Source organism: Staphylococcus sp. GDB20D11A, from assembly GCF_016893255.1.
Taxonomy (GTDB): domain Bacteria; phylum Bacillota; class Bacilli; order Staphylococcales; family Staphylococcaceae; genus Staphylococcus; species Staphylococcus aureus.
In genome coordinates this window covers 15,251-40,367 of record NZ_JAFEPJ010000016.1, presented here as the reverse complement: position 1 = coordinate 40,367, position 25,117 = coordinate 15,251, and the positions used below count along the sequence as shown (strand labels likewise).

At 32.3% G+C, this 25,117-nt stretch carries 23 protein-coding genes; 17 read left to right on the top strand and 6 right to left on the bottom strand.

Going from position 1 to position 25,117, the window contains the following annotated elements:
• Nucleotides 1-287 precede the first annotated feature (287 nt).
• Nucleotides 288-2,330, top strand: a complete 2,043-nt coding sequence (locus JV528_RS08855) for a cation:proton antiporter (RefSeq protein ID WP_000402172.1) — start codon at nucleotides 288-290, stop codon at nucleotides 2,328-2,330.
• Nucleotides 2,331-3,356: 1,026 nt separating this feature from the next.
• Here the strand turns inward: JV528_RS08855 and mntC are convergent.
• The 3 genes from mntC to JV528_RS08840 are packed head-to-tail and all read right to left on the bottom strand — an operon-like array spanning nucleotide 3,357 to nucleotide 5,856.
• Complete coding sequence (mntC, locus tag JV528_RS08850; RefSeq protein ID WP_000737654.1) at nucleotides 3,357-4,286, bottom strand: manganese ABC transporter substrate-binding lipoprotein MntC; 930 nt, start codon at nucleotides 4,284-4,286, stop codon at nucleotides 3,357-3,359.
• On the bottom strand, nucleotides 4,283-5,119 hold the full coding sequence (locus JV528_RS08845) for a metal ABC transporter permease (RefSeq protein WP_000889250.1): 837 nt from the start codon (nucleotides 5,117-5,119) through the stop codon (nucleotides 4,283-4,285). Before JV528_RS08845 ends, mntC begins: the two co-directional genes overlap by 4 nt.
• Nucleotides 5,113-5,856, bottom strand: a complete 744-nt coding sequence (locus JV528_RS08840) for a metal ABC transporter ATP-binding protein (protein WP_000894464.1) — start codon at nucleotides 5,854-5,856, stop codon at nucleotides 5,113-5,115. Before JV528_RS08840 ends, JV528_RS08845 begins: the two co-directional genes overlap by 7 nt.
• A 121-nt stretch (nucleotides 5,857-5,977) precedes the next feature.
• Here JV528_RS08840 and JV528_RS08835 point away from each other — a divergent pair, with 121 nt between their 5' ends.
• Complete coding sequence (locus tag JV528_RS08835) at nucleotides 5,978-6,622, top strand: metal-dependent transcriptional regulator (RefSeq protein WP_000954654.1); 645 nt, start codon at nucleotides 5,978-5,980, stop codon at nucleotides 6,620-6,622.
• A gap of 79 nt (nucleotides 6,623-6,701) precedes the next feature.
• Here the strand turns inward: JV528_RS08835 and JV528_RS08830 are convergent, their stop codons facing one another.
• On the bottom strand, nucleotides 6,702-7,454 hold the full coding sequence (locus JV528_RS08830; RefSeq protein WP_001108545.1) for a M50 family metallopeptidase: 753 nt from the start codon (nucleotides 7,452-7,454) through the stop codon (nucleotides 6,702-6,704).
• 235 nt (nucleotides 7,455-7,689) lie between these two features.
• On the opposite strand from JV528_RS08830, the gene tarA reads away from it, so the two are divergent.
• A complete protein-coding gene (tarA, locus tag JV528_RS08825) occupies nucleotides 7,690-8,454 on the top strand; it encodes an N-acetylglucosaminyldiphosphoundecaprenol N-acetyl-beta-D-mannosaminyltransferase TarA (RefSeq protein WP_000215384.1) in 765 nt (254 codons plus the stop codon).
• A gap of 60 nt (nucleotides 8,455-8,514) precedes the next feature.
• Here the strand turns inward: tarA and tagH are convergent, their stop codons facing one another.
• On the bottom strand, nucleotides 8,515-9,309 hold the full coding sequence (gene tagH / locus JV528_RS08820) for a teichoic acids export ABC transporter ATP-binding subunit TagH (protein WP_001103232.1): 795 nt from the start codon (nucleotides 9,307-9,309) through the stop codon (nucleotides 8,515-8,517).
• Between the two features lie 346 nt (nucleotides 9,310-9,655).
• On the opposite strand from tagH, the gene tagG reads away from it, so the two are divergent.
• The 4 genes from tagG to tagD all read left to right on the top strand — a co-directional run bounded on the left by tagG (nucleotide 9,656) and on the right by tagD (nucleotide 13,189).
• Entirely contained in the window at nucleotides 9,656-10,468 is an 813-nt protein-coding gene (gene tagG, locus JV528_RS08815) for a teichoic acids export ABC transporter permease subunit TagG (protein ID WP_001273058.1), read from the top strand.
• 98 nt (nucleotides 10,469-10,566) lie between these two features.
• Complete coding sequence (tarB, locus tag JV528_RS08810) at nucleotides 10,567-11,670, top strand: teichoic acid glycerol-phosphate primase TarB (RefSeq protein WP_001101589.1); 1,104 nt, start codon at nucleotides 10,567-10,569, stop codon at nucleotides 11,668-11,670.
• The gene (locus tag JV528_RS08805) at nucleotides 11,667-12,728 is read left to right on the top strand and encodes a glycosyltransferase family 2 protein (protein ID WP_001241191.1); all 1,062 of its coding nucleotides are present in this window, start codon (nucleotides 11,667-11,669) and stop codon (nucleotides 12,726-12,728) included. Before tarB ends, JV528_RS08805 begins: the two co-directional genes overlap by 4 nt.
• Nucleotides 12,729-12,790: 62 nt before the next feature.
• Complete coding sequence (gene tagD / locus JV528_RS08800; RefSeq protein WP_000832260.1) at nucleotides 12,791-13,189, top strand: glycerol-3-phosphate cytidylyltransferase; 399 nt, start codon at nucleotides 12,791-12,793, stop codon at nucleotides 13,187-13,189.
• Nucleotides 13,190-13,305: 116 nt separating this feature from the next.
• Here the strand turns inward: tagD and pbp4 are convergent, their stop codons facing one another.
• Complete coding sequence (gene pbp4 / locus JV528_RS08795) at nucleotides 13,306-14,601, bottom strand: penicillin-binding protein PBP4 (RefSeq protein ID WP_000793054.1); 1,296 nt, start codon at nucleotides 14,599-14,601, stop codon at nucleotides 13,306-13,308.
• A 420-nt stretch (nucleotides 14,602-15,021) separates the two neighbouring features.
• Here pbp4 and JV528_RS08790 point away from each other — a divergent pair, with 420 nt between their 5' ends.
• The 10 genes from JV528_RS08790 to dhaM all read left to right on the top strand — a co-directional run bounded on the left by JV528_RS08790 (nucleotide 15,022) and on the right by dhaM (nucleotide 25,010).
• Nucleotides 15,022-16,749, top strand: a complete 1,728-nt coding sequence (locus JV528_RS08790; RefSeq protein WP_204177479.1) for an ABC transporter ATP-binding protein — start codon at nucleotides 15,022-15,024, stop codon at nucleotides 16,747-16,749.
• A 358-nt stretch (nucleotides 16,750-17,107) separates the two neighbouring features.
• Entirely contained in the window at nucleotides 17,108-18,337 is a 1,230-nt protein-coding gene (locus tag JV528_RS08785) for a NupC/NupG family nucleoside CNT transporter (RefSeq protein ID WP_000479279.1), read from the top strand.
• A 254-nt stretch (nucleotides 18,338-18,591) separates the two neighbouring features.
• Nucleotides 18,592-18,684, top strand: a complete 93-nt coding sequence (locus JV528_RS08780) for a hypothetical protein (RefSeq protein WP_001788321.1) — start codon at nucleotides 18,592-18,594, stop codon at nucleotides 18,682-18,684.
• 177 nt (nucleotides 18,685-18,861) lie between these two features.
• Nucleotides 18,862-19,695, top strand: a complete 834-nt coding sequence (locus JV528_RS08775; RefSeq protein WP_001044662.1) for a YitT family protein — start codon at nucleotides 18,862-18,864, stop codon at nucleotides 19,693-19,695.
• Nucleotides 19,696-19,976: 281 nt separating this feature from the next.
• Nucleotides 19,977-20,774: an ABC transporter ATP-binding protein gene (locus JV528_RS08770; RefSeq protein WP_001080809.1), complete on the top strand. Its 798-nt coding sequence runs from the start codon at nucleotides 19,977-19,979 to the stop codon at nucleotides 20,772-20,774.
• 35 nt (nucleotides 20,775-20,809) lie between these two features.
• Nucleotides 20,810-21,814: a FecCD family ABC transporter permease gene (locus JV528_RS08765; protein ID WP_000184742.1), complete on the top strand. Its 1,005-nt coding sequence runs from the start codon at nucleotides 20,810-20,812 to the stop codon at nucleotides 21,812-21,814.
• The gene (locus tag JV528_RS08760) at nucleotides 21,811-22,827 is read left to right on the top strand and encodes a FecCD family ABC transporter permease (protein ID WP_000625890.1); all 1,017 of its coding nucleotides are present in this window, start codon (nucleotides 21,811-21,813) and stop codon (nucleotides 22,825-22,827) included. The genes JV528_RS08765 and JV528_RS08760 overlap by 4 nt, the downstream gene beginning before the upstream one ends.
• Before the next feature lie 233 nt (nucleotides 22,828-23,060).
• On the top strand, nucleotides 23,061-24,029 hold the full coding sequence (gene dhaK / locus JV528_RS08755) for a dihydroxyacetone kinase subunit DhaK (RefSeq protein ID WP_001803922.1): 969 nt from the start codon (nucleotides 23,061-23,063) through the stop codon (nucleotides 24,027-24,029).
• 41 nt (nucleotides 24,030-24,070) lie between these two features.
• Nucleotides 24,071-24,655, top strand: a complete 585-nt coding sequence (dhaL, locus tag JV528_RS08750) for a dihydroxyacetone kinase subunit DhaL (RefSeq protein WP_000867198.1) — start codon at nucleotides 24,071-24,073, stop codon at nucleotides 24,653-24,655.
• Entirely contained in the window at nucleotides 24,648-25,010 is a 363-nt protein-coding gene (gene dhaM, locus JV528_RS08745) for a dihydroxyacetone kinase phosphoryl donor subunit DhaM (RefSeq protein ID WP_001124167.1), read from the top strand. The genes dhaL and dhaM overlap by 8 nt, the downstream gene beginning before the upstream one ends.
• Nucleotides 25,011-25,117: the final 107 nt, after the last annotated feature.

Genomic DNA, 25,117 nt, shown 5'->3' with positions numbered 1-25,117 from the left:
AATTAATTATTAAAAGAGTACTTTGAAATTGGTTAGTCGATTTTAAGGTGCTCATTTTTTGTATTATAAGTTAATGTTGTTATGTGAAAGCAAGTTGTTTATTTATACAAACAATTAGTGATAAAATAAAATTAAATAATTGCAAATTTAAGTACTGCAATCGTAGACATATATCTATATTAAAGTGCTTTTGTGGTCTCTAACTCAATTTATCCTCTAAAGTATAATTACAACGAGATGTGATACTTAATTTTCAATTAAACAATACTTTTTAGAGAGGTGAAAGTTTGGAAATATTTGAAACAATTCTTATATTTATAGCTGTTGTGATACTAAGTTCGTTTGTCCATACTTTCATACCTAAAGTACCCCTAGCATTTATACAAATTTTCTTGGGCATGTTACTATTTATTACCCCAATCCCTGTTCAATTTAATTTTGATTCTGAATTGTTTATGGTAACAATGATTGCGCCTTTGTTATTTGTAGAAGGTGTTAATGTTTCTAGAGTCCATTTAAGGAAATATATTAAGCCAGTGATGATGATGGCATTAGGATTAGTCATTACTACTGTGATAGGTGTCGGTTTATTTATTCATTGGATTTGGCCAGATTTACCTATTGGAGCAGCATTTGCAATTGCTGCCATTCTTTGTCCTACTGATGCAGTAGCAGTGCAAGCAATCACTAAAGGAAAGGTCTTGCCAAAAGGAGCAATGACAATTCTTGAAGGTGAGTCATTATTGAATGATGCTGCTGGTATTATTTCATTTAAAATAGCTGTTGGAGTATTAGTTACAGGTGCTTTTTCACTTGTTGATGCTGTTCAGTTGTTTTTAATTGCATCAATTGGTGGCGCAGTGGTTGGTTTACTTATAGGTATGGCATTAGTAAGGTTCCGATTAACATTGATGCGTCGAGGATATGAAAACATTAATATGTTTACAATTATTCAATTGTTAACACCATTTGTTACGTATTTAATTGCTGAATTGTTTCACGCATCAGGAATCATTGCAGCAGTAGTTGCAGGACTTGTACATGGTTTCGAACGTGACAGAATTATGCAAGTACGAACACAACTGCAAATGAGTTACAATCATACATGGAATATACTAGGTTATGTTTTAAATGGCTTTGTTTTTTCAATATTAGGATTTTTAGTACCTGAAGTTATTATTAAAATTATCAAAACAGAACCGCACAATTTAATCTTTTTAATAGGCATCACTATTGTTGTTGCTTTAGCTGTCTATCTATTTAGATTTGTTTGGGTTTATGTCTTATATCCTTATTTTTATTTAGCCATCAGTCCATTCCAAAAAATGATGACTAAAAATGATGATGATAATCCAACAACTGAGAAACCACCAAAGCGAAGTTTATACGCTTTAATTATGACGTTATGTGGTGTGCATGGAACAATTTCTTTAGCAATCGCATTAACGTTACCGTATTTTTTAGCAGGTCATCATGCTTTTACGTATAGAAACGACTTATTATTTATTGCATCTGGTATGGTTATTATTAGTTTGGTAGTTGCGCAAGTATTATTGCCATTATTAACGAAACCTGCACCTAAAACAGTAATTGGCAATATGTCGTTTAAAGTTGCTAGAATTTATATATTAGAACAAGTTATTGATTATCTAAATCAAAAATCTACTTTCGAAACAAGTTTTAAATATGGTAACGTGATTAAAGAATATCATGACAAATTAGCATTTTTAAAAACTGTAGAGAAAGATGATGAAAACTCTAAAGAATTAGAACGTCTACAAAAAATTGCTTTTAATGTAGAAACAAAAACATTAGAGTCTTTAGTAGATGAAGGACAAATAACGAATAGTGTACTTGAAAACTATATGCGTTATGCTGAAAGAACACAGGTATATAGACAAGCATCATTAATAAGAAGAATGATTGTATTATTACGAGGTGCTTTATTAAAACGAAGAGTACAAACGAGAGTGAACTCGGCATCTTCACTTAGTGTTACGGATAACTTAATGGAATTAAATAAAATTAATAAATTAGTCCATTATAATGTGGTTAGTCGTTTGTCTAAGGAAACAACAAAAGATAATACACTTGAAGTTGGAATGGTTTGTGACGGTTATTTAATGCGAATTGAAAACTTAACACCATCTAATTTCTTCAACTCAGCAAGTGAAGATACGATCACTAAAATTAAATTAAATGCATTGAGAGAACAACGTCGCATTTTACGTGAGTTGATTGATACAGATGAAGTATCAGAAGGTACAGCGTTAAAACTAAGAGAAGCCATCAATTATGATGAAATGGTTATTGTAGATAGTATGACGTAGTTCGTAATTATGCTAAAAGGGATTGATGAAAAACTGAATGGCTTTTCATCAATCCCTTTTATTTTAGGGGAATTGAATAGATAGTTTTAAACTATACGAATTATTAATATTTGAGATTTAATTGAAATAAGTTTTAAAAATTGGAGGAGATAGATTAATCGAAGTCATTTAAAGATGAAGTTAAGTGCATTCACAAAAAATAGCCACACTCATATGACATCGGATGAGTGTGGCTTAAGGATCTATGGGGGGAGGAAACCATAGATGTTTACTTTGATAGGCCAGATTAAATATCAAAGTATGCGATTATTTATAGCTTGATGCAAAAGTGGTATGCCTATTAAAAGTTACTGCACATAGCTTTTAATATTCCGTTCAAAGGAAAGGGGCATACAATTGAACAATCTGTAATAGTACTTTTAACCAGCTATGCTAAAAGTCTAGTAGGGAGAACAGTTGTCCAATCACATAAGAACCTCTAACTTCGTTAGTACGATTAAGAAAAGCTTTTTAGTTAGTATGTAATACAATTTATTGACGCGCGTGAATCTCTTTTATAAGAGTGTGTAGGGAATGGCGTTGTATAAATTGTATTAGAAGAACTTCTAACGCATCTCTGTGGTTAAAAGAGATGAAGGGAACGACAGTTTAATTAAAACTGCATAAGAACTTCTAGCTTTTCTCTCTCGCTCAAAGAGAAGCAGCTGTTCGCAGTTTAATCAAAAGCACATAAAGCTTTTAACTTTGCTCTTTGATTCAAAGAGTGATAAATGTTTACAGTTTAATTAAAACTGCATAAGAACTTCTAGCTTTTCTCTCTCGTTCAAAGAGAAGTTCTAATACCACCATATCGTGCGATCGGGAACGGTATATATATTAATAGGAGGGTAATATATATTTAACGCACGATATGGGACTATTAGCCTTCGACTTTGTTATGTTGATGTGTGGCCTAAAATATTGGAGATACCAATATTTTAGGTTGCATCAACATCAATTCATCTTACTTCATTAAAACACAGCGTGTTATTTCATGCTTCCGTGTACAGTTTCAATATTTGATTTCATCATTTTGTAGTAAGAGTCACCTTTAGTGCCTTCTTTACCGATTGAATCTGTGTACACTTCACCAAAGATATCTTTCTTCGTTTCTTCAGATAAACTTTCCATTGCTTTCTTATCAACACTTGTTTCTACTAATAAGTGTTTTAATTTGTGCTTTTTAACAAACTCAATAGCTTGTCTCATTTGTTCAGGTGTACCTTGTTTTTCAGTGTTAATTTCCCAAATATAACCTGGTGTAATACCGTATTGTTTTGAGAAGTACTTGAAGGCACCTTCACTTGTAATCATGGCACGTTGTTCTTTTGGAATGTCATTAAATTTGTCTTTACTGTCATTATTTAATTTTTCCAATTGAGCAATGTATTTGTTACCTTGCTTTTCATAATCTGCTTTATGTTTTTTGTCGTTATCGATAAATGTTTGTTGAATTGTTTTTACGTATTTAATACCGTTATCTAAACTTAACCATGCGTGTGGATCTTGTTTATCTTTGTTGCCTTCTTCACCGTTTAAATAGATAGGTTTAACATCTTTTGATACTGCGATAACTTTTTTATCTTTTAATGATTTACCAGCCTGTTCTAAGGCTTTTTCAAACCAACCGTTACCAGTCTCTAAATTTAATCCGTTGTATAAAATAACGTCAGCGTCAGTTAACTTTTTAATATCTTTAGGTTTAACTTCATATTCATGAGGATCTTGACCAACAGGTACGATACTATGAATATCGACATTGTCTCCACCAACATTTTTAGCCATATCATATAAAATTGAATTCGTCGTTACTACTTTTAATTTGCCATTTGACTTATCACTGCTTTGTTTACCACCAGTACCACATGCAGCAACTAGAAGTAATAAGGCTAATAATAAAGGTACTAATTTTTTCATGTTAAACTTCCTCGTTTCTTTCTATTCGTAAATTTTGTGAAAAATAATGTGATGATATAAATTACAAACGTACAAAGTACGATTGTCGCACCACTAGGAATGTTGTAAATATAGCTGTAATAAAGTCCGACAATTGAACTTATGACACTTATTAAACTTGCTATAATCATCATTGAGTATAGTTTTTTACTAATTAAAAATGCTGTAGATGCAGGTGTAATTAATAATGCAACTACAAGAATAATACCTACCGTTTGAATACTTGCTACTGTTACTAATGAGAGTAACAACATCACAAAGTAATGTAATAACGTCGTATTTAGACCACTCATTCTACTAAACGTTGGATCGAATGTAGAAATCATTAATGGACGATAGAAAATAATGATTAGAATAAGGACGATTGAACCAATCACAATAGTTGTTAAAAATGCACTATTTGTGATTGCCAGTAAATTACCAAACAGAATATGGTACAAATCTGTCGTAGTGTTTATTAAGCTAATAATAATAATCCCCGAAGCTAAGAAAGCGGTAAAACTAATTCCAATAGCGGCGTCAGGTTTCGTTTTACTACTAGATGTGATATAACCGATAAAAATACTTGCGATCATACCAGTTATAAGTGCGCCTATAAACATTGGAATACCAAATAAGAATGATAGGGCAACACCAGGTAATACTGCGTGACTCATTGCATCTCCCATTAATGAAAGACCACGTAATACAATTAAACTACCAACTGTACCACAAACTATCCCTACAATAATTGAAGTTATCAATGCTCGATTCAAGAATTGATATGTAAATAAATGTTCGACAAACTCTAACATGTTATATTGCTCCTTTGACTAGGGTCACTACAGTCAGTGCTACTCATAAATGTTTCGTTTAAGCGAGTGACACTCATAGCCTCTTCACTATCACCAAAGTATCGTAATGTTTGATTTAATAGAATAATGCGATCAAAGTATTGCTTTGCTTTTGATAGATCATGGTGGATGATAAGAATAAGTTTTCCTTGTTGTTTTAAGTTCTCGATTTTTGTCATGATTAATTTTTCGCTACTAAAATCAATTCCGACAAACGGCTCATCTAGAAAATAAACTTCACTTTCGGACATCAATGCTCTTGCTACTAGCACACGTTGTAATTGTCCACCACTTAATTCTGAAATTTGTCGATGACGTAAAGATTCTAATTCTAAATCGCTTAATAACTGTTTGAGTTTATCCCTTGCTGATTTATTAGGTCGTCTAAACCATCCAATTTCTTTGTAGCAACCTGATAAAATCACTTGTTCCACACTTATAGGAAAATCTAAATCAATATGTGCTTTTTGTGGAATATATGTAATATGTTGCAGTTGTTGTTGTATAGGTTTGTTATATAACAATTTAGTACCGGTAGCATTAAATTCACCAATTAAAGACTTGATAAGGGAAGATTTACCAGCACCATTCGGGCCCATGATACCAATTATTTCGCCGCGTACTGGTATCGATAAGGAAATGTTTTTAAGTACATGCTTATTACCTAAAAACAGATTTAAATCTTTTGTTTCTAACAAACGTTTATACCTCCTAATTAAAAGTTTAGGCTAACCTAATTAATTGTATAATAAACTGAGAATATTTATCATGTCAAGTAAATTCGTGATATAATATAGACAATGTATGTGAGGTGAAAGTATGTTAACTGAAGAAAAAGAGGACTATTTAAAGGCAATCCTTACGAATAATGGCGATAAAAACTTTGTAACAAATAAAATCTTATCTCAATTTTTAAATATTAAGCCTCCATCTGTAAGTGAAATGGTAGGACGTCTTGAAAAAGCAGGCTATGTTGAAACAAAACCGTACAAAGGTGTTAGATTAACAGAGGATGGTTTAACGCATACGCTTGATATCATTAAGAGACATCGACTATTAGAATTATTTTTAATAGAAATATTGAAATATAATTGGGAAGAAGTACATCAAGAAGCAGAAATTTTAGAACATCGAATTTCAGATTTATTCGTTGAAAGGCTGGATAGCTTGTTAAATTTCCCAGAAACTTGCCCGCACGGCGGTGTGATTCCTAGAAATAATGAATATAAAGAGAAATATATAACAACGATTTTGAATTATGAACCTGGCGATATCGTTACAATCAAACGTGTGAGAGATAAGACTGATTTGCTAATATATTTGTCTAGTAAAGATATTTCTATTGGTAATGAAGTGGAAATTGTATCGAAAGATGAAATGAATAAAGTAATTATCATCAAACGTAATGATAATGTAATTATTGTCAGTTACGAAAATGCAATGAACATGTTTGCTGAAAAATAAAATAAAGAAGCCATAAAGATATCCATGATTGTACTGATAAAGACATATGGATAATTGCTTTAGGCTTCTTTTTTATTAGTTAATTTATCAAGTGAGTATATTTGAGTAAAATATTCACTGCATAAAGATTGAAGATAATCCAGATTGTACTATAAATGAAGATAGGTACATGACTGAGTTCTTTAAGTGCACTACCATCCCACTGTGGACTCGGACGCTGGAAAGTCAATTTAGCAATCGTCCAACTAGATTGTAGAACTTCGCCTAATAATACACCTAAAATATATTGATAACTCATTGTGACAAGTAGTTGAATTTCTACTATATTTTCATCTTTTAATATAAAATACAACATGATAGAAATTAAAGTTATAACAACAATGGGTGAGCCTTTTCTAGATGTTAAAATTAAAAAATAAATAAATATCAATAAATAGGTAAATATAAAGAAACTAGGTATCTGATAATGGCTCGACGCTAAACCTATCAATAACATAATAGGTGGCATAAAATAACCACCAATCGTTGTAAGCCATTGGCCTGCTAGATGTCTAGATTGTGTAATTGCGAATCCTTGTTGTAATGTCTGTTGTCGCTCTCGTGGACTTGTTACAATGACTAAATCTTTTGCACGGCCACCAGCGAGTTTATTAAACAGTACATGACCAAATTCATGTGTTAAAACAGGGATATAGTTTAAAATGACATCTAAATAGTTCAAAACAGGCTTATGTCTATATTGATGAATAGCAATATAACAAGCTGCAACAATAACGATAATGTATATATTAAGTTGAATTGTCGTATTAAAAAAGTTTGATAAATAATTCATTGTTAACCTCATATAAGATAGTAATTTAAAGTTTGCTTATCACTTATTATAAATGATATTGGCATCAATAGCGTTAGACTTTAGACTTACCTTAGTTAAACTAATTTTAATTTTTGAAAAGGTGAATATGTGTTAAAATAAAGCAAAATCATTTCGATATAAATAGGATGAATATAAATACTGTTAATATTGATTACACTAACATAATAATGAAATAAGATAGGAGATTCCTGTTATGACTGTTGAAGAAAGATCCAATACAGCCAAAGTTGACATTTTAGGGGTCGATTTTGATAATACAACAATGTTGCAAATGGTTGAAAATATTAAAACCTTTTTTGCAAATCAATCAACGAATAATCTTTTTATAGTAACAGCCAACCCTGAAATAGTGAATTACGCGACGACACATCAAGCGTATTTAGAGTTAATAAATCAAGCGAGCTATATTGTTGCTGATGGGACAGGAGTAGTCAAAGCTTCGCATCGTTTAAAGCAACCTCTAGCGCATCGTATACCTGGTATTGAGTTGATGGATGAATGTTTGAAAATTGCTCATGTAAATCATCAAAAAGTATTTTTGCTAGGGGCAACTAATGAAGTTGTAGAAGCGGCACAATATGCATTGCAACAAAGATATCCAAACATATCGTTTGCACATCATCACGGTTATATTGATTTAGAAGATGAGACGGTAGTGAAACGAATTGAACTGTTTAAACCTGATTACATATTTGTAGGTATGGGATTCCCTAAACAAGAAGAATGGATTATGACACATGAAAATCAATTTGAATCTACAGTGATGATGGGCGTAGGTGGTTCTCTTGAAGTATTTGCTGGGGCTAAAAAGAGAGCGCCTTATATCTTTAGAAAATTAAACATTGAATGGATATATAGAGCATTAATAGATTGGAAACGTATTGGTAGATTGAAGAGTATTCCAATATTTATGTATAAAATAGCCAAAGCAAAAAGAAAAACAAAAAAGGCGAAATAGTCATGATGACAAAAATAAAACCGAGGAAATCCTTAAATGGAGATTCTCGGTTTTTTCGGTTTATTTAATAACGAAGCGGGACTCATCGAGTTTGTTTCTAAATTCTTTTTGTTCGGCTTTGGATTTCTTTTTAAAATCGTTTAGGAAAGCTTCATATTTAGGTAATACATCATCAAGTTCACCGTAATCTTTTAACTTTCCGCCTTCAATCCAAGCAATCTTAGTACAAAATTGTCTCACTTGGCCTAAGTTATGACTAACGAAAAAGATGGTTTTGTTTTGCTCTTTAAACTCGTAAATTTTATCTAAACATTTTTGTGCAAAAGTTTGGTCACCTACAGATAAAGCTTCGTCAATGACTAAGATATCTGGATTAACTGTGATATTAATTGAAAAACCAAGTTTTGCACGCATACCACTTGAATACTTTTTAACTGGTTGATAAATAAACTCACCAAGTTCACTAAATTCAATAATCTTAGGTGTCATCGCTTTAATTTCTTTACGCTTAAAGCCCATACATAACATTTTAAATTCGATATTTTCAATCCCTGTAAGTTGTCCACTCAAGCCAGCACTAATTGCGATAACGCTGACTTCACCATTACGATCCACTTTTCCAACAGTAGGCGACAAAGAACCGCCAATGATATTGCTCAACGTTGATTTGCCGGAACCATTGATGCCAACAAGCCCTATGACGTCACCTTCATATGCTTTTAAACTAATGTCATCTAAAGCGAAAAATGTTTTGTTTTTATGTTTGGGAATGAGCGCATCTTTCATACGTTCTTTATTTGTACGATAAATACGATATTCTTTTGTTACATTTTTAATGTTTACCGAAACGTTCATTTGTAGACCTTCCTTATTCACATTTATCTAGATTATAATATACTACTCAACAGTTGTTAAATTTTAAAACCTGTTGTAAAGTGTATAGAAGATTTTGTTATTATCAGAGTTGGTGTTTTGACACAAAATGTTAATCATCAATGATAACAATGATATTTAAAAACTAAACTTATTTCAACTTACATGATTGTATACTATAATGTATTTGTAATAAACTAATATTTTAAAGAACTAGACAATAATTTTGATAGCATCCATGTATAGTGATAGTATTTACAACAATTATTATAATACTATTTAGTTAAGTAGAGAAATAGTTAAACATTTGAAAGTGTGGTTTAATGGAATGTCAGCAATAGGAACAGTTTTTAAAGAACATGTAAAGAACTTTTATTTAATTCAAAGACTGGCTCAGTTTCAAGTTAAAATTATCAATCATAGTAACTATTTAGGTGTGGCTTGGGAATTAATTAACCCTGTTATGCAAATTATGGTTTACTGGATGGTTTTTGGATTAGGAATAAGAAGTAATGCACCAATTCATGGTGTACCTTTTGTTTATTGGTTATTGGTTGGTATCAGTATGTGGTTCTTCATCAACCAAGGTATTTTAGAAGGTACTAAAGCAATTACACAAAAGTTTAATCAAGTATCGAAAATGAACTTCCCGTTATCGATAATACCGACATATATTGTGACAAGTAGATTTTATGGACATTTAGGCTTACTTTTACTTGTGATAATTGCATGTATGTTTACTGGTATTTATCCATCAATACATATCATTCAATTATTGATATATGTACCGTTTTGTTTTTTCTTAACTGCCTCGGTGACGTTATTAACATCAACACTCGGTGTGTTAGTTAGAGATACACAAATGTTAATGCAAGCAATATTAAGAATATTATTTTACTTTTCACCAATTTTGTGGCTACCAAAGAACCATGGTATCAGTGGTTTAATTCATGAAATGATGAAATATAATCCAGTTTACTTTATTGCTGAATCATACCGTGCAGCAATTTTATATCACGAATGGTATTTCATGGATCATTGGAAATTAATGTTATACAATTTCGGTATTGTTGCCATTTTCTTTGCAATTGGTGCGTACCTACACATGAAATATAGAGATCAATTTGCAGACTTCTTGTAATATATTTATATGACGAAACCCCGCTAACCATTAATAAATGGAAGTGGGGTTCATTTTTGTTTATAATTTAAGTAAATAACATATTAAGTTGGTGTATTATGAACGTTTTAATAAAGAAATTTTATCATTTGGTAGTTCGAATACTTTCTAAAATGATTACGCCTCAATTGGTTGATAAACCGCATATCGTATTTATGATGACTTTTCCAGAAGATATTAAGCCTATCATCAAAGTATTAAATAATTCGTTGTATCAGAAAACTGTTTTAACAACACCAAAACAAGCGCCTTATTTATCTGAACTTAGCGACGATGTTGATGTGATAGAAATGACTAATCGAACATTGGTAAAACAAATTAAGGCTTTGAAAAGCGCGCAGATGATTATTATCGATAATTATTACCTATTACTAGGTGGATATAATAAGACTTCTAATCAACACATTGTTCAAACGTGGCATGCAAGTGGTGCATTAAAAAACTTTGGCTTAACAGATCATCAAGTCGATGTGTCTGACAAGGCAATAGTTCAGCAGTACCGTAAAGTTTATCAAGCGACGGATTTTTACTTAGTGGGTTGTGAAAAAATGTCACAATGTTTTAAACAGTCTTTAGGTGCAACAGAAGAGCAAATGTTGTATTTTGGGCTTCCGAGAATTAATAAATATTACACAGCTGATAGAGCAACGGTTAAGGCAGAGTTAAAGGATAAATATGGAATTACAAATAAGTTGGCATTATATGTACCAACATATAGAGAAGATAAAGCAGATAATAGGGCTATTGATAAAGCTTATTTTGAAAAATGTTTACCAGGATATACACTGATTAATAAATTACATCCATCAATTGAACATTCAGACATTGATGACGTATCTTCAATCGACACGTCTACATTAATGCTAATGTCAGATATAATTATTAGCGACTATAGTTCGCTGCCAATAGAAGCTAGCTTGTTAGATATTCCAACTATATTTTATGTGTATGATGAAGGAACATATGATAAGGTGAGAGGCCTGAATCAATTTTACAAAGCAATACCGGATAGCTACAAAGTGTATACTGAAGAAGACTTAATAATGAAGATACAAGAAAAAGAACATCTATTAAGTCCGTTATTTAAAGATTGGCATAAGTATAATACTGATAAAAGTTTACATCAGCTCACAGAATATATAGATAAGATGGTGACAAAATGAGGCTTACGATAATCATACCTACATGTAATAATGAGGCAACAATTCGACAATTGTTAATATCTATTGAGAGTAAAGAACACTATAGAATCCTTTGTATTGATGGTGGTTCTACTGATCAAACAATTCCTATGATTGAACGGTTACAAAGAGAACTCAAGCATATTTCATTAATACAATTACAAAATGCTTCGATAGCTACGTGTATTAATAAAGGTTTGATGGATATCAAAATGACAGATCCACATGATAGTGACGCATTTATGGTCATAAATCCAACATCAATCGTATTGCCAGGTAAATTAGATAGGCTAACTGCAGCTTTCAAAAATAATGATAATATTGATATGGTAATAGGGCAGCGAGCTTACAATTACCATGGTGAATGGAAATTGAAAAGTGCTGATGAGTTTATTAAAGACAATCGAATCGTTACATTAACGGAACAACCAGATTTGTTAACAATGATGTCTTTTGACGGAAAGTTATTCAGTGCTAAATTTGCTGAATTACAGTGTGACGAAACTTTAGCTAACACATACAATCACGCAATACTTGTCAAGGCGATGCAAAAAGCTACGGATATACATTTAGTTTCACAGATGGTTGTCGGAGATAATGATATAGTTCCACATGCTACAAGTAACGATGAAGATTTTAATAGATATATCACAGAAATTATGAAAATAAGACAACGAGTCATGGAAATGTTACTATTACCTGAACAAAGGCTATTATATAGTGATATGGTTGATCGTATTTTATTCAATAATTCATTAAAATATTATATGAATGAACACCCAGCAGTAACGCACACGACAATTCAACTCGTAAAAGACTATATTATGTCTATGCAGCATTCTGATTATGTATCACAAAATATGTTTGACATTATAAATACAGTTGAATTTATTGGTGAGAATTGGGATAGAGAAATATACGAATTGTGGCGACAAACATTAATTCAAGTGGGCATTAATAGGCCGACTTATAAAAGATTCTTGATACAACTTAAAGGGAGAAAGTTTGCACATCGAACAAAATCAATGTTAAAACGATAACGTGTACATTGATGACCATAAACTGCAATCCTATGATGTGACAATATGAGGAGGATAACTTAATGAAACGTGTAATAACATATGGCACATATGACTTACTTCACTATGGTCATATCGAATTGCTTCGTCGTGCAAGAGAGATGGGCGATTATTTAATAGTAGCATTATCAACAGATGAATTTAATCAAATTAAACATAAAAAATCTTATTATGATTATGAACAACGAAAAATGATGCTTGAATCAATACGCTATGTCGATTTAGTCATTCCAGAAAAGGGCTGGGGACAAAAAGAAGACGATGTCGAAAAATTTGATGTAGATGTTTTTGTTATGGGACATGACTGGGAAGGTGAATTCGACTTCTTAAAGGATAAATGTGAAGTCATTTATTTAAAACGTACAGAAGGCATTTCGACGACTAAAATCAAACAAGAATTATATGGTAAAGATGCTAAATAAATTATATAGAACTATCGATACTAAATGATAAATTAACGTAGGTTATTATAAAATAAATATAAAACGGACAAGTTTCGCAGCTTTATAATGTGCAACTTGTCCGTTTTTAGTATGTTTTATTTTCTTTTTCTAAATAAACGATTGATTATCATATGAACAATTAGTGCTAATCCAGCGACTAGGCATGCACCACCAATGATAGTGAATAATGGATGTTCTGCCCACATACTTTTAGCAACAGTATTTGCCTTTTGAATAATTGGCTGATGAACTTCTACAGTTGGAGGTCCATAATCTTTATTAATAAATTCTCTTGGATAGTCCGCGTGTACTTTACCATCTTCGACTACAAGTTTATAATCTTTTTTACTAAAATCACTTGGTAAAACATCGTAAAGATCATTTTCAACATAATATTTCTTACCATTTATTCTTTGCTCACCTTTAGACAATATTTTTACATATTTATACTGATCAAATGAACGTTCCATTAATGCATTCCCCATCATATTACGTTGCTTCTCGCCACCAAGGTTTTTATAGTCTCCCGCACCCATGATAACTTGATTAATTCTAAATTTACCTCGTTTAGTAGTAATCGTATGGTTGTAATTTGCTGTATCACTTGATCCAGTTTTTAAACCATCTGTACCAGGCAAACTCATTTTTGCACCTTCTAATGAAAAGTTAAATGTGTAATACGTAACTGCATGCGTTGTTGGTGCTAACTGCTTTGTAAAGTCTAATATTTTAGGTGTCTCTTTAATCACGTGTAAATCTAAAATGGCATAGTCTCTAGCAGTCGTTACAGTACGTTCTTGGTCTTTATACTTTGTTGGTGCAAATGTACGTAATCTTGAATTTTCAGCACCTGTTGGATTGACGAAATGTGTATTTTTCATTCCGATAGCTTTAGCTTTGTTATTCATTAAATCAACGAAATCGCTGGTGTTTTTTGATACCTTCTTAGCTAAAATTAATGCCGCGGCATTACTAGAATTAGATACCGTAATTTGTAATAGGTCTGCGATTGTCCATACTTGTCCAGGATATAGTTTCGTATTACTCAACTCAGGTAGTGTAGACATAATATATTCTTTGTTCGTCATTGTGACAGTGTCGTCAAGTGAAAGCTGCCCCTTATTTACAGCTTCCAATGTTAAGTACATTGTCATTAATTTAGTCATAGACGCTGGATTCCACTTAGTATCGATATTGTATTGATACAGTAATTGTCCAGTTTGACTAACATTAACAGCACTCGTCGGTTCGTATGCAGCCGACAAACCTGCATAACCATATTGATTTGCTGCTTGTACAGGAGTTACGTCACTGTTAGCAGCTTGTGCATATGGTGTCATAATACTTAATGTTAAACATAAAATGATGATAATAGATATTAAATTTTTCATAAAGCGTTAACCTGCCCTTTTCCAATTCTTAAATATTCCCTAAAAGCAATGGTCATTCCTACTTACGGAAATCATTGCTAATTCACTTCACCTTAATTAAATTGTTGAAAATTAAGTTTCTTGCGGTTTATTTGAAAAATAATGCAAATATATTACGTACGTAGCTAAAGGTGTTATAATGTTTGTACGAAGAGCAAACTTACTCAAAAGCGATTAATTATCATGTTTTAATATAAAAACTTTGAGAAGTTATTACAAAAAATGCAATAGAAATATTCTATCATATAAATGTTATGAGCGGTATTTTGGGGCAATACTTTATTTGATTTTTAAAGTTTTGTTGGGAGAAAGTATATGATAGAAATGCATGTATCTATCTAAATGAATTAACTATAAATTTCAAACAGAAGAGGTAAAACTATGAAACGAGAAAATCCATTGTTTTTCTTATTTAAAAAACTATCATGGCCAGTGGGTCTTATCGTTGCAGCTATCACTATTTCATCACTAGGGAGCTTAAGTGGACTATTAGTGCCACTGTTTACTGGACGAATTGTAGATAAATTTTCCGTGAGCCATATCAATTGGAATCTAATCGCATTATTTGGTGGTATCTTTGTCATCAATGCTTTATTAAGCGGATTAGGTTTATATTTATTAAGTAAAATTGGTGAAAAAATTATTTATGCGATACGCTCAGTTTTATGGGAGCATATCATACAATTAAAAATGCCATTCTTTGACAAAAATGAAAGTGGTCAATTAATGAGTCGATTAACTGACGATACGAAAGTGATAAATGAATTTATTTCACAAAAGCTACCTAACTTATTACCATCAATCGTTACATTAGTTGGGTCACTAATCATGTTATTTATTTTAGATTGGAAAATGACATTATTAACATTTATAACTATACCGATATTTGTTTTAATTATGATTCCTCTAGGACGTATTATGCAAAAGATATCGACAAGTACACAATCTGAAATTGCAAACTTTAGTGGTTTGTTAGGGCGTGTCCTAACTGAAATGCGTCTTGTTAAAATATCAAATACAGAGCGACTTGAATTAGATAATGCACATAAAAATTTGAATGAAATATATAAATTAGGTTTAAAACAGGCTAAAATTGCGGCAGTTGTACAACCAATTTCAGGTATTGTTATGTTGCTAACAATTGCAATTATTTTAGGTTTTGGTGCATTAGAAATTGCGACTGGTGCAATCACTGCAGGTACATTAATTGCAATGATATTTTATGTTATTCAATTATCGATGCCTTTAATCAATCTTTCAACGTTAGTTACAGATTATAAAAAGGCAGTCGGTGCAAGTAGCAGAATATACGAAATCATGCAAGAACCTATTGAACCGACAGAAGCTCTTGAAGATTCTGAAAATGTATTAATCGATGACGGTGTGTTGTCATTTGAACATGTAGACTTTAAATATGATGTGAAGAAAATATTAGATGATGTGTCGTTCCAAATCCCACAAGGGCAAGTGAGTGCTTTTGTAGGTCCTTCTGGATCTGGTAAAAGTACGATATTTAATCTGATAGAACGTATGTATGAAATTGAGTCAGGTGATATTAAATATGGCCTTGAAAGTGTCTATGATATCCCGTTATCTAAGTGGCGACGCAAAATTGGATATGTTATGCAATCAAATTCGATGATGAGTGGTACAATTAGAGACAATATTTTATACGGAATTAATCGCCATGTTTCAGATGAAGAACTTATTAATTATGCTAAATTAGCGAACTGTCATGATTTTATCATGCAATTTGATGAAGGATATGACACGCTTGTAGGTGAACGAGGATTGAAACTGTCTGGCGGACAACGTCAACGTATTGATATTGCTAGAAGTTTTGTTAAAAATTCTGATATTTTGTTACTTGATGAAGCAACAGCTAATCTCGATAGTGAAAGTGAATTGAAAATTCAAGAAGCTTTAGAAACATTGATGGAAGGTAGAACAACGATTGTCATTGCACATCGTTTGTCTACAATTAAAAAAGCCGGTCAAATTATATTCTTAGACAAAGGACAGGTAACAGGTAGAGGTACGCATTCAGAACTAATGGCATCACATGCGAAGTATAAAAACTTTGTAGTGTCTCAAAAATTAACAGATTAATTTTATATATATAAGTAAGCTTGGAGCAAGTACAGATATACCATCGAGGAAATTAAAGTGTGGCACATTGATGGATATAGATGTTAATAAATTGCTTCAAGCTTTTGTCTATTTTAAATCATGTGAGATGTTACGACATAATAATTCTTAAATTAATGAAATCGATATTTTAAGAAAAAAATGCTCATGGTATAATACAAGTTATAAGCAAACATACATATATTAAATACTGTAGCCACGAGTCATAATTCTTCATATTTTACATAGCAATTTAACTGATTTTAGAGTCCACGGTACAGAAGTTTGATATTTCAATGTTTCTAAATTTTTAAAAAATTAAATCATAGGTGGGTGCCAAATGTTTTTATTAATCAACATTATTGGTCTAATTGTATTTCTTGGTATTGCGGTATTATTTTCAAGAGATCGCAAAAATATCCAATGGCAATCAATTGGGATCTTAGTTGTTTTAAACCTGTTTTTAGCATGGTTCTTTATTTATTTTGATTGGGGTCAAAAAGCCGTAAGAGGAGCAGCCAATGGTATCGCTTGGGTAGTTCAGTCAGCGCATGCTGGTACAGGTTTTGCATTTGCAAGTTTGACAAATGTTAAAATGATGGATATGGCTGTTGCAGCCTTATTCCCAATTTTATTAATAGTGCCATTATTTGATATCTTAATGTACTTTAATATTTTACCGAAAATTATTGGAGGTATTGGTTGGTTACTAGCTAAAGTAACAAGACAACCTAAATTCGAGTCATTCTTTGGGATAGAAATGATGTTTTTAGGAAATACTGAAGCATTAGCCGTATCAAGTGAGCAACTAAAACGTATGAATGAAATGCGTGTATTAACAATCGCAATGATGTCAATGAGCTCTGTATCGGGAGCTATTGTAGGTGCGTATGTACAAATGGTACCAGGAGAACTGGTATTAACGGCAATTCCACTAAATATCGTTAACGCGATTATTGTGTCATGCTTGTTGAATCCAGTAAGTGTTGAAGAGAAAGAAGATATTATTTACAGTCTTAAAAACAATGAAGTTGAACGTCAACCATTCTTCTCATTCCTTGGAGATTCTGTATTAGCAGCAGGTAAATTAGTATTAATCATCATCGCATTTGTTATTAGTTTTGTAGCGTTAGCTGATCTATTTGATCGTTTTATCAATTTGATTACAGGATTGATAGCAGGATGGATAGGCATAAAAGGTAGTTTCGGTTTAAACCAAATTTTAGGTGTGTTTATGTATCCATTTGCGCTATTACTCGGTTTGCCTTATGATGAAGCGTGGTTGGTAGCACAACAAATGGCTAAGAAAATTGTTACAAATGAATTTGTTGTTATGGGTGAAATTTCTAAAGATATTGCATCTTATACACCACACCATCGTGCGGTTATTACAACATTCTTAATTTCATTTGCAAACTTCTCAACGATTGGTATGATTATCGGTACATTGAAAGGAATTGTTGATAAAAAGACATCAGACTTTGTATCTAAATATGTGCCTATGATGCTATTATCAGGTATCCTAGTTTCATTATTAACAGCAGCTTTCGTTGGTTTATTTGCATGGTAATATGTCGAAGAGTGACTATGATAATACATTTTAACTAATAAATAGGTTCAGGCATGTCGTCTATTGATATAGGTGAGATGCTTGGACTTTTTTCTTATTGATATAAAGATATTTAAATATTTTTAAAGTTACCGAAATTGAAGCATTATAAAAACCAAGTGTACATGGTAATACACTTGGCTTTTATGGGAAATGAATATTATTGTACATATGACAGTAAGGACTAGGTACAGTCATAGTACTTCGAGCAAAATTTGTTTTGTTATTATAAACAACACAAAGGAGATAACTTCTCTATTGAAGAAGTTAAAAACATTATAGCAGACAATGAAATGAAAGTAAATTAAAAATTCAGAATATTTTTAATTATTATATTGTGAGTGATATTTATTAGGGAAAGCTATTCTTCATATAAATTAGTTAAATAGTAAATCTTTGTTAGAACTCTTTCCATAGAGTTGTGACAGTATTTTTGTTGTGCTACTATTTTTATAGTCTAATAAATATATAAAGGGGATGGTTTCGTGAATAAAACGGTTAAAGATTTAATACTAGTTGTCTTAGGTTCATTTATCTTTGCTGCAGGTGTAAATGCATTTATTATTTCTGGTAACTTAGGTGAAGGCGGGGTTACAGGTTTAGCAATTATTTTATATTATGCGTTTCATATTTCACCAGCCATCACTAACTTCTTAGTCAACGCAGTATTGATTGCCATAGGTTATAAATTTTTGAGTAAGAGAAGTATGTACTTAACTATTCTTGTAACAATTCTTATTTCAATATTTTTGAGTTTAACAGAATCATGGCAAGTAGAAACTGGAAACAGCATTGTGAATGCCATTTTTGGTGGTGTAAGCGTTGGACTAGGAATCGGAGTAATTATCCTTGCAGGCGGTACAACAGCAGGTACAACAATTTTGGCGAGAATTGCAACGAAATACCTCGATGTAAGCACGCCATATGCTTTGCTTTTCTTCGATATGATCGTTGTTGCAATTTCACTTACAGTTATTCCACTTGATAAAGTATTAGTAACAGTAATATCACTTTATATAGGAACAAAAGTGATGGAATATGTCATAGAAGGTTTAAACACTAAAAAAGCTATGACGATTATTTCAACTAATCCTGACAAACTTGCCAAAGCAATAGATGAGCAAATTGGAAGAGGTTTAACCATTTTAAATGGACATGGCTATTATACGCGTGAAGAAAAAGATGTCTTATACGTTGTTATTTCTAAAACACAAGTTTCAAAAGCAAAGCGATTAATTAAACAAATCGATAAAGATGCATTCCTCGTAATTCATGATGTAAGAGATGTTTATGGTAATGGCTTTCTTGCAGATGAATAAATAAATGATATGAGCACACATACTTAAATAGAAGTCCACGGACAAGTTTTTGAATTATGAAGACTTATCTGTGGGCGTTTTTTATTTTATAAAAGTAATATACAAGACATGACAAATCGAGCTATCCAATTTAAAAAGTAATGTTAGTCAATAAGATTGAAAAATGTTATAATGATGTTCATGATAATCATTATCAATTGGGATGCCTTTGAAAATTGATAATTTAAAAATAGAAATTATTTTTTATAAACAGAAAGAATTTTATTGAAAGAAGGGAAATTATGAATCGTTTGCATGGACAACAAGTTAAAATTGGTTACGGGGATAACACGATTATAAATAAATTAGATGTTGAAATACCAGATGGCAAAGTGACGTCAATCATTGGTCCTAACGGCTGCGGAAAATCTACTTTGCTAAAGGCATTGTCACGTTTATTGGCAGTTAAAGAAGGTGAAGTATTTTTAGATGGTGAAAATATTCATACACAATCTACGAAAGAGATTGCAAAAAAAATAGCTATTTTACCTCAATCACCTGAAGTAGCAGATGGCTTAACTGTTGGAGAATTAGTTTCATATGGTCGTTTTCCACATCAAAAAGGATTTGGTAGATTAACTGCTGAGGATAAGAAAGAAATTGATTGGGCAATGGAAGTTACAGGAACTGATACATTCCGACACCGTTCAATCAATGATTTAAGTGGTGGTCAAAGACAACGTGTTTGGATTGCAATGGCATTAGCACAAAGAACTGATATTATCTTTTTAGACGAACCAACAACATATTTAGATATCTGTCATCAATTAGAAATACTAGAATTAGTTCAGAAGCTAAATCAGGAACAAGGTTGTACAATTGTCATGGTTCTTCATGATATCAACCAAGCGATTCGTTTCTCAGATCATCTTATTGCGATGAAAGAAGGTGATATCATCGCTACAGGTTCAACAGAAGACGTATTAACACAGGAAATATTAGAAAAAGTTTTTAATATTGATGTTGTTTTAAGTAAAGATCCTAAAACTGGAAAACCTTTACTGGTAACTTATGACTTATGTCGCAGAGCTTATTCTTAATTAAGTAAGTTAATATGATAAAAAGGACAATTAACATGACAAATAGAGAGAACCCAACGCCATTGAAGTTTTTATCCTATATTATAGGTTTAAGTATGATACTACTAATCACACTATTTATTTCTACATTAATAGGTGACGCCAAAATTCAAGCCTCTACAATTATAGAGGCTATTTTTAATTATAATCCTAGCAATCAACAGCAAAACATCATCAATGAGATTAGGATTCCCAGAAATATAGCAGCAGTAATTGTAGGTATGGCGCTTGCAGTTTCTGGTGCGATTATACAAGGTGTTACTCGTAATGGTCTTGCTGATCCGGCGCTCATAGGTTTAAATTCAGGTGCTTCATTTGCTTTAGCATTAACATATGCAGTTTTACCAAACACTTCATTTTTAATATTGATGTTTGCTGGATTTTTAGGTGCTATTCTAGGAGGTGCTATTGTATTAATGATAGGCCGATCTAGACGTGATGGATTTAATCCGATGCGTATTATTTTAGCGGGTGCAGCAGTAAGTGCTATGTTAACAGCGCTAAGTCAAGGTATTGCATTAGCTTTTAGACTAAATCAAACAGTAACATTTTGGACTGCTGGAGGCGTTTCAGGCACAACATGGTCACACCTTAAGTGGGCAATTCCATTAATTGGTATTGCGTTATTCATTATATTAACAATTAGTAAACAACTTACCATTTTAAATCTTGGTGAATCATTAGCTAAAGGTTTAGGTCAAAATGTAACAATGATCAGAGGCATATGTTTAATTATTGCTATGATTCTAGCAGGTATAGCAGTTGCTATCGCTGGACAAGTTGCATTTGTAGGTTTGATGGTACCTCATATAGCAAGATTTTTAATTGGAACTGATTATGCTAAAATTCTACCATTAACAGCCTTGTTAGGTGGGTTACTCGTGCTTGTTGCCGATATGATAGCACGATATTTAGGAGAAGCGCCTGTTGGTGCAATCATTTCATTTATCGGTGTTCCTTACTTTTTATATTTAGTTAAAAAAGGAGGACGCTCAATATGATTAGTTCAAATAATAAACGCAGACAATGGATAGCACTGGCTGTTTTTAGCATTCTACTATTTCTAGGTTGTACTTGGAGTATTACTTCAGGTGAATACAACATACCTGTAGAAAGATTTTTCAAAACTTTAATTGGACAAGGTGATGCCATTGATGAGTTAATCTTATTAGATTTCAGATTACCTCGGATGATGATTACTATTTTGGCAGGCGCAGCGCTTAGTATTAGTGGTGCAATAGTGCAAAGTGTCACGAAAAATCCAATAGCTGAACCAGGTATATTAGGTATTAACGCAGGCGGCGGATTTGCAATCGCATTATTTATTGCAATTGGTAAAATTAATGCTGACAATTTTGTTTATGTATTGCCGTTAATAAGTATACTAGGTGGTATCACCGCTGCATTGATTATTTTTATTTTCAGTTTTAATAAAAATGAAGGTGTTACACCTGCGAGTATGGTATTAATAGGTGTAGGTTTACAAACAGCATTATATGGTGGCTCAATTACAATTATGTCAAAATTTGATGATAAGCAATCTGATTTCATAGCTGCTTGGTTTGCAGGTAATATTTGGGGTGACGAATGGCCATTTGTCATTGCATTTTTACCGTGGGTGTTGATTATTATTCCTTACTTACTATTTAAATCGAATACACTAAATATTATTCATACTGGTGATAATATTGCACGAGGTCTAGGTGTAAGGTTAAGCAGAGAACGTTTAATATTATTCTTTATCGCAGTGATGTTATCATCTGCTGCTGTAGCAGTAGCAGGTTCAATTTCGTTTATCGGATTAATGGGCCCGCATATTGCCAAACGTATCGTTGGACCACGTCATCAGTTGTTTTTACCAATTGCCATTTTAGTAGGGGCATGTTTACTTGTTATAGCTGATACAATTGGCAAAATTATATTACAACCAGGTGGGGTTCCAGCAGGTATTGTCGTAGCAATTATTGGTGCACCGTATTTCTTATATTTAATGTACAAAACGAAAAATGTATAGTGTCAAAGGACACAACTTATTGCTATGAAAGGCACTTTATTATAAGGCTTTTCATAGCATTTTTTATTTAATGAGCCACTCAAGACTATTTATTTTTTCAATAATGAATCATTAAGTTATCAAGACGGTCTTATCAAAAATATATTTGATAACGGTATCAGGTTGATTCTTTATGATAGCGCATTCATTTATTCTGTTTTATACTATGACTGATAATACCAAGGAGGTACAACATGATGAAAAAGTTAATCAATAAAAAAGAAACATTTTTAACTGATATGCTTGAAGGATTGTTAATTGCGCACCCAGAGTTAGATCTGATTGCTAATACAGTTATTGTAAAAAAAGCTAAAAAAGAAAAAGGTGTAGCAATAGTCTCTGGAGGTGGAAGCGGACATGAACCTGCGCATGCCGGTTTTGTTGCAGAAGGTATGCTAGATGCAGCGGTTTGTGGCGAAGTATTTACATCACCTACACCAGATAAAATATTAGAAGCTATTAAAGCAGTAGATAATGGTGATGGTGTATTACTAGTTGTAAAAAACTATGCAGGTGACGTGATGAATTTCGAAATGGCACAAGAGCTTGCAGAAATGGAAGATATAAATGTTGAAACTGTTATTGTTCGTGACGACATTGCTGTGACAAACGAAGCACAACGTCGTGGTGTTGCAGGAACGGTGTTTGTTCATAAGCTTGCTGGTTATCTTGCTGAAAAAGGTTATTCATTAACAGAGATTAAATCGCGTGTAGAAGCGTTGTTACCTGAAATTAAAAGTATTGGTATGGCAATTGAACCACCGCTTGTTCCAACTACTGGAAAATATGGCTTTGATATTGAAGACGACAAAATGGAAATCGGTATTGGTATACATGGTGAAAAAGGTATTCATAGGGAAGAAGTAAAGGATATTGATCATATTGTTGGAACATTATTAGACGAATTGTATAAAGAAGTTACTGCCAATGATGTCATATTAATGGTAAATGGTATGGGTGGTACGCCGTTATCTGAATTAAATATCGTAACTAAATATATTCAACAAAATTTGACTGCAAGAACGGTTAATGTTGCTAAATGGTTTGTTGGTGATTATATGACATCTCTAGACATGCAAGGTTTTTCTATAACTATCGTGCCTAATAAACCAGAATATTTGGAAGCATTTTTAGCACCAACAACAAGTAAATACTTTAAATAAGAAGTGAATATGAATAAATATACATTTATGAGGTGGCACAAATGAAAGTGAATGATATGAAAGCACGTTTATTAAATTTAGAAGAAACGTTTAAAAAACATGAATCTGAATTAACTGAATTAGATCGAGCAATTGGTGATGGTGACCACGGGGTTAACATGGTTCGTGGGTTTAGTAGTCTTAAAGACAAACTTGATGATAGCTCAATGCAATCATTGTTCAAATCGACTGGTATGGCATTGATGTCAAATGTTGGGGGTGCATCAGGACCACTGTATGGCTTTAGCTTTGTTAAAATGTCTGCAGTCGCCAAAAATGATATGAATAATCAAGATTTTATTACACTAATTCAGGCATTTGCCGAAGCGGTTGAATCACGTGGTAAAGTTACTTTAAATGAAAAGACAATGTATGATGTAGTAGCGCGAGCAGCAGAGAAGCTTAAAAATGGTGAAACTTTAACATTCAATGATTTACAGCAATTAGCAGATAATACAAAAGATATGGTAGCAACAAAAGGTAGAGCTGCATATTTTGGAGAAGAATCAAAAGGTTATATAGATCCAGGTGCTCAAAGTATGGTTTATATTTTAAACGCTTTGATTGGAGATGAAGATAATGCCTAAAATTATACTTGTTAGCCACAGTAAAGAAATTGCAAGTGGTACAAAATCTTTGTTAAAGCAAATGGCTGGTGACGTTGATATTATACCAATCGGGGGATTACCAGATGGTTCAATTGGAACTTCATTTGATATCATCCAAGAAGTTTTGACTAAATTAGAGGATGATGCATTGTGTTTTTACGATATTGGATCTTCAGAAATGAATGTAGATATGGCAATTGAAATGTATGATGGTAATCATCGTGTGTTAAAAGTTGATGCACCAATTGTTGAAGGCAGTTTTATCGCAGCAGTAAAGCTGTCAATCGGCGGTTCAATTGATGATGCATTAGCAGAAATCAAACAATCATTTTAGTTAAAATTTACTAATAATGAAAAATGTAAACCTTTTTCAAATGAAACTTTATAAAAAATATGATAGTATATATGTAAATGTTTAATAAAATCTGGAGAAATAGGAGG

Bases quoted from the DNA above. Each gene is read 5' to 3' on its own strand.
- mntC (WP_000737654.1), bottom strand. From the start codon at position 4,286: ATGAAAAAATTAGTACCTTTATTATTAGCCTTATTACTTCTAGTTGCT.
- JV528_RS08845 (WP_000889250.1), bottom strand. From the start codon at position 5,119: ATGTTAGAGTTTGTCGAACATTTATTTACATATCAATTCTTGAATCGA.
- JV528_RS08835 (WP_000954654.1), top strand. From the start codon at position 5,978: ATGTTAACTGAAGAAAAAGAGGACTATTTAAAGGCAATCCTTACGAAT.
- JV528_RS08830 (WP_001108545.1), bottom strand. From the start codon at position 7,454: ATGAATTATTTATCAAACTTTTTTAATACGACAATTCAACTTAATATA.
- tarA (WP_000215384.1), top strand. From the start codon at position 7,690: ATGACTGTTGAAGAAAGATCCAATACAGCCAAAGTTGACATTTTAGGG.
- tagH (WP_001103232.1), bottom strand. From the start codon at position 9,309: ATGAACGTTTCGGTAAACATTAAAAATGTAACAAAAGAATATCGTATT.
- tagG (WP_001273058.1), top strand. From the start codon at position 9,656: ATGTCAGCAATAGGAACAGTTTTTAAAGAACATGTAAAGAACTTTTAT.
- tarB (WP_001101589.1), top strand. From the start codon at position 10,567: ATGAACGTTTTAATAAAGAAATTTTATCATTTGGTAGTTCGAATACTT.
- JV528_RS08805 (WP_001241191.1), top strand. From the start codon at position 11,667: ATGAGGCTTACGATAATCATACCTACATGTAATAATGAGGCAACAATT.
- tagD (WP_000832260.1), top strand. From the start codon at position 12,791: ATGAAACGTGTAATAACATATGGCACATATGACTTACTTCACTATGGT.
- pbp4 (WP_000793054.1), bottom strand. From the start codon at position 14,601: ATGAAAAATTTAATATCTATTATCATCATTTTATGTTTAACATTAAGT.
- JV528_RS08790 (WP_204177479.1), top strand. From the start codon at position 15,022: ATGAAACGAGAAAATCCATTGTTTTTCTTATTTAAAAAACTATCATGG.
- JV528_RS08785 (WP_000479279.1), top strand. From the start codon at position 17,108: ATGTTTTTATTAATCAACATTATTGGTCTAATTGTATTTCTTGGTATT.
- JV528_RS08770 (WP_001080809.1), top strand. From the start codon at position 19,977: ATGAATCGTTTGCATGGACAACAAGTTAAAATTGGTTACGGGGATAAC.
- JV528_RS08765 (WP_000184742.1), top strand. From the start codon at position 20,810: ATGACAAATAGAGAGAACCCAACGCCATTGAAGTTTTTATCCTATATT.
- JV528_RS08760 (WP_000625890.1), top strand. From the start codon at position 21,811: ATGATTAGTTCAAATAATAAACGCAGACAATGGATAGCACTGGCTGTT.
- dhaK (WP_001803922.1), top strand. From the start codon at position 23,061: ATGATGAAAAAGTTAATCAATAAAAAAGAAACATTTTTAACTGATATG.
- dhaL (WP_000867198.1), top strand. From the start codon at position 24,071: ATGAAAGTGAATGATATGAAAGCACGTTTATTAAATTTAGAAGAAACG.
- dhaM (WP_001124167.1), top strand. From the start codon at position 24,648: ATGCCTAAAATTATACTTGTTAGCCACAGTAAAGAAATTGCAAGTGGT.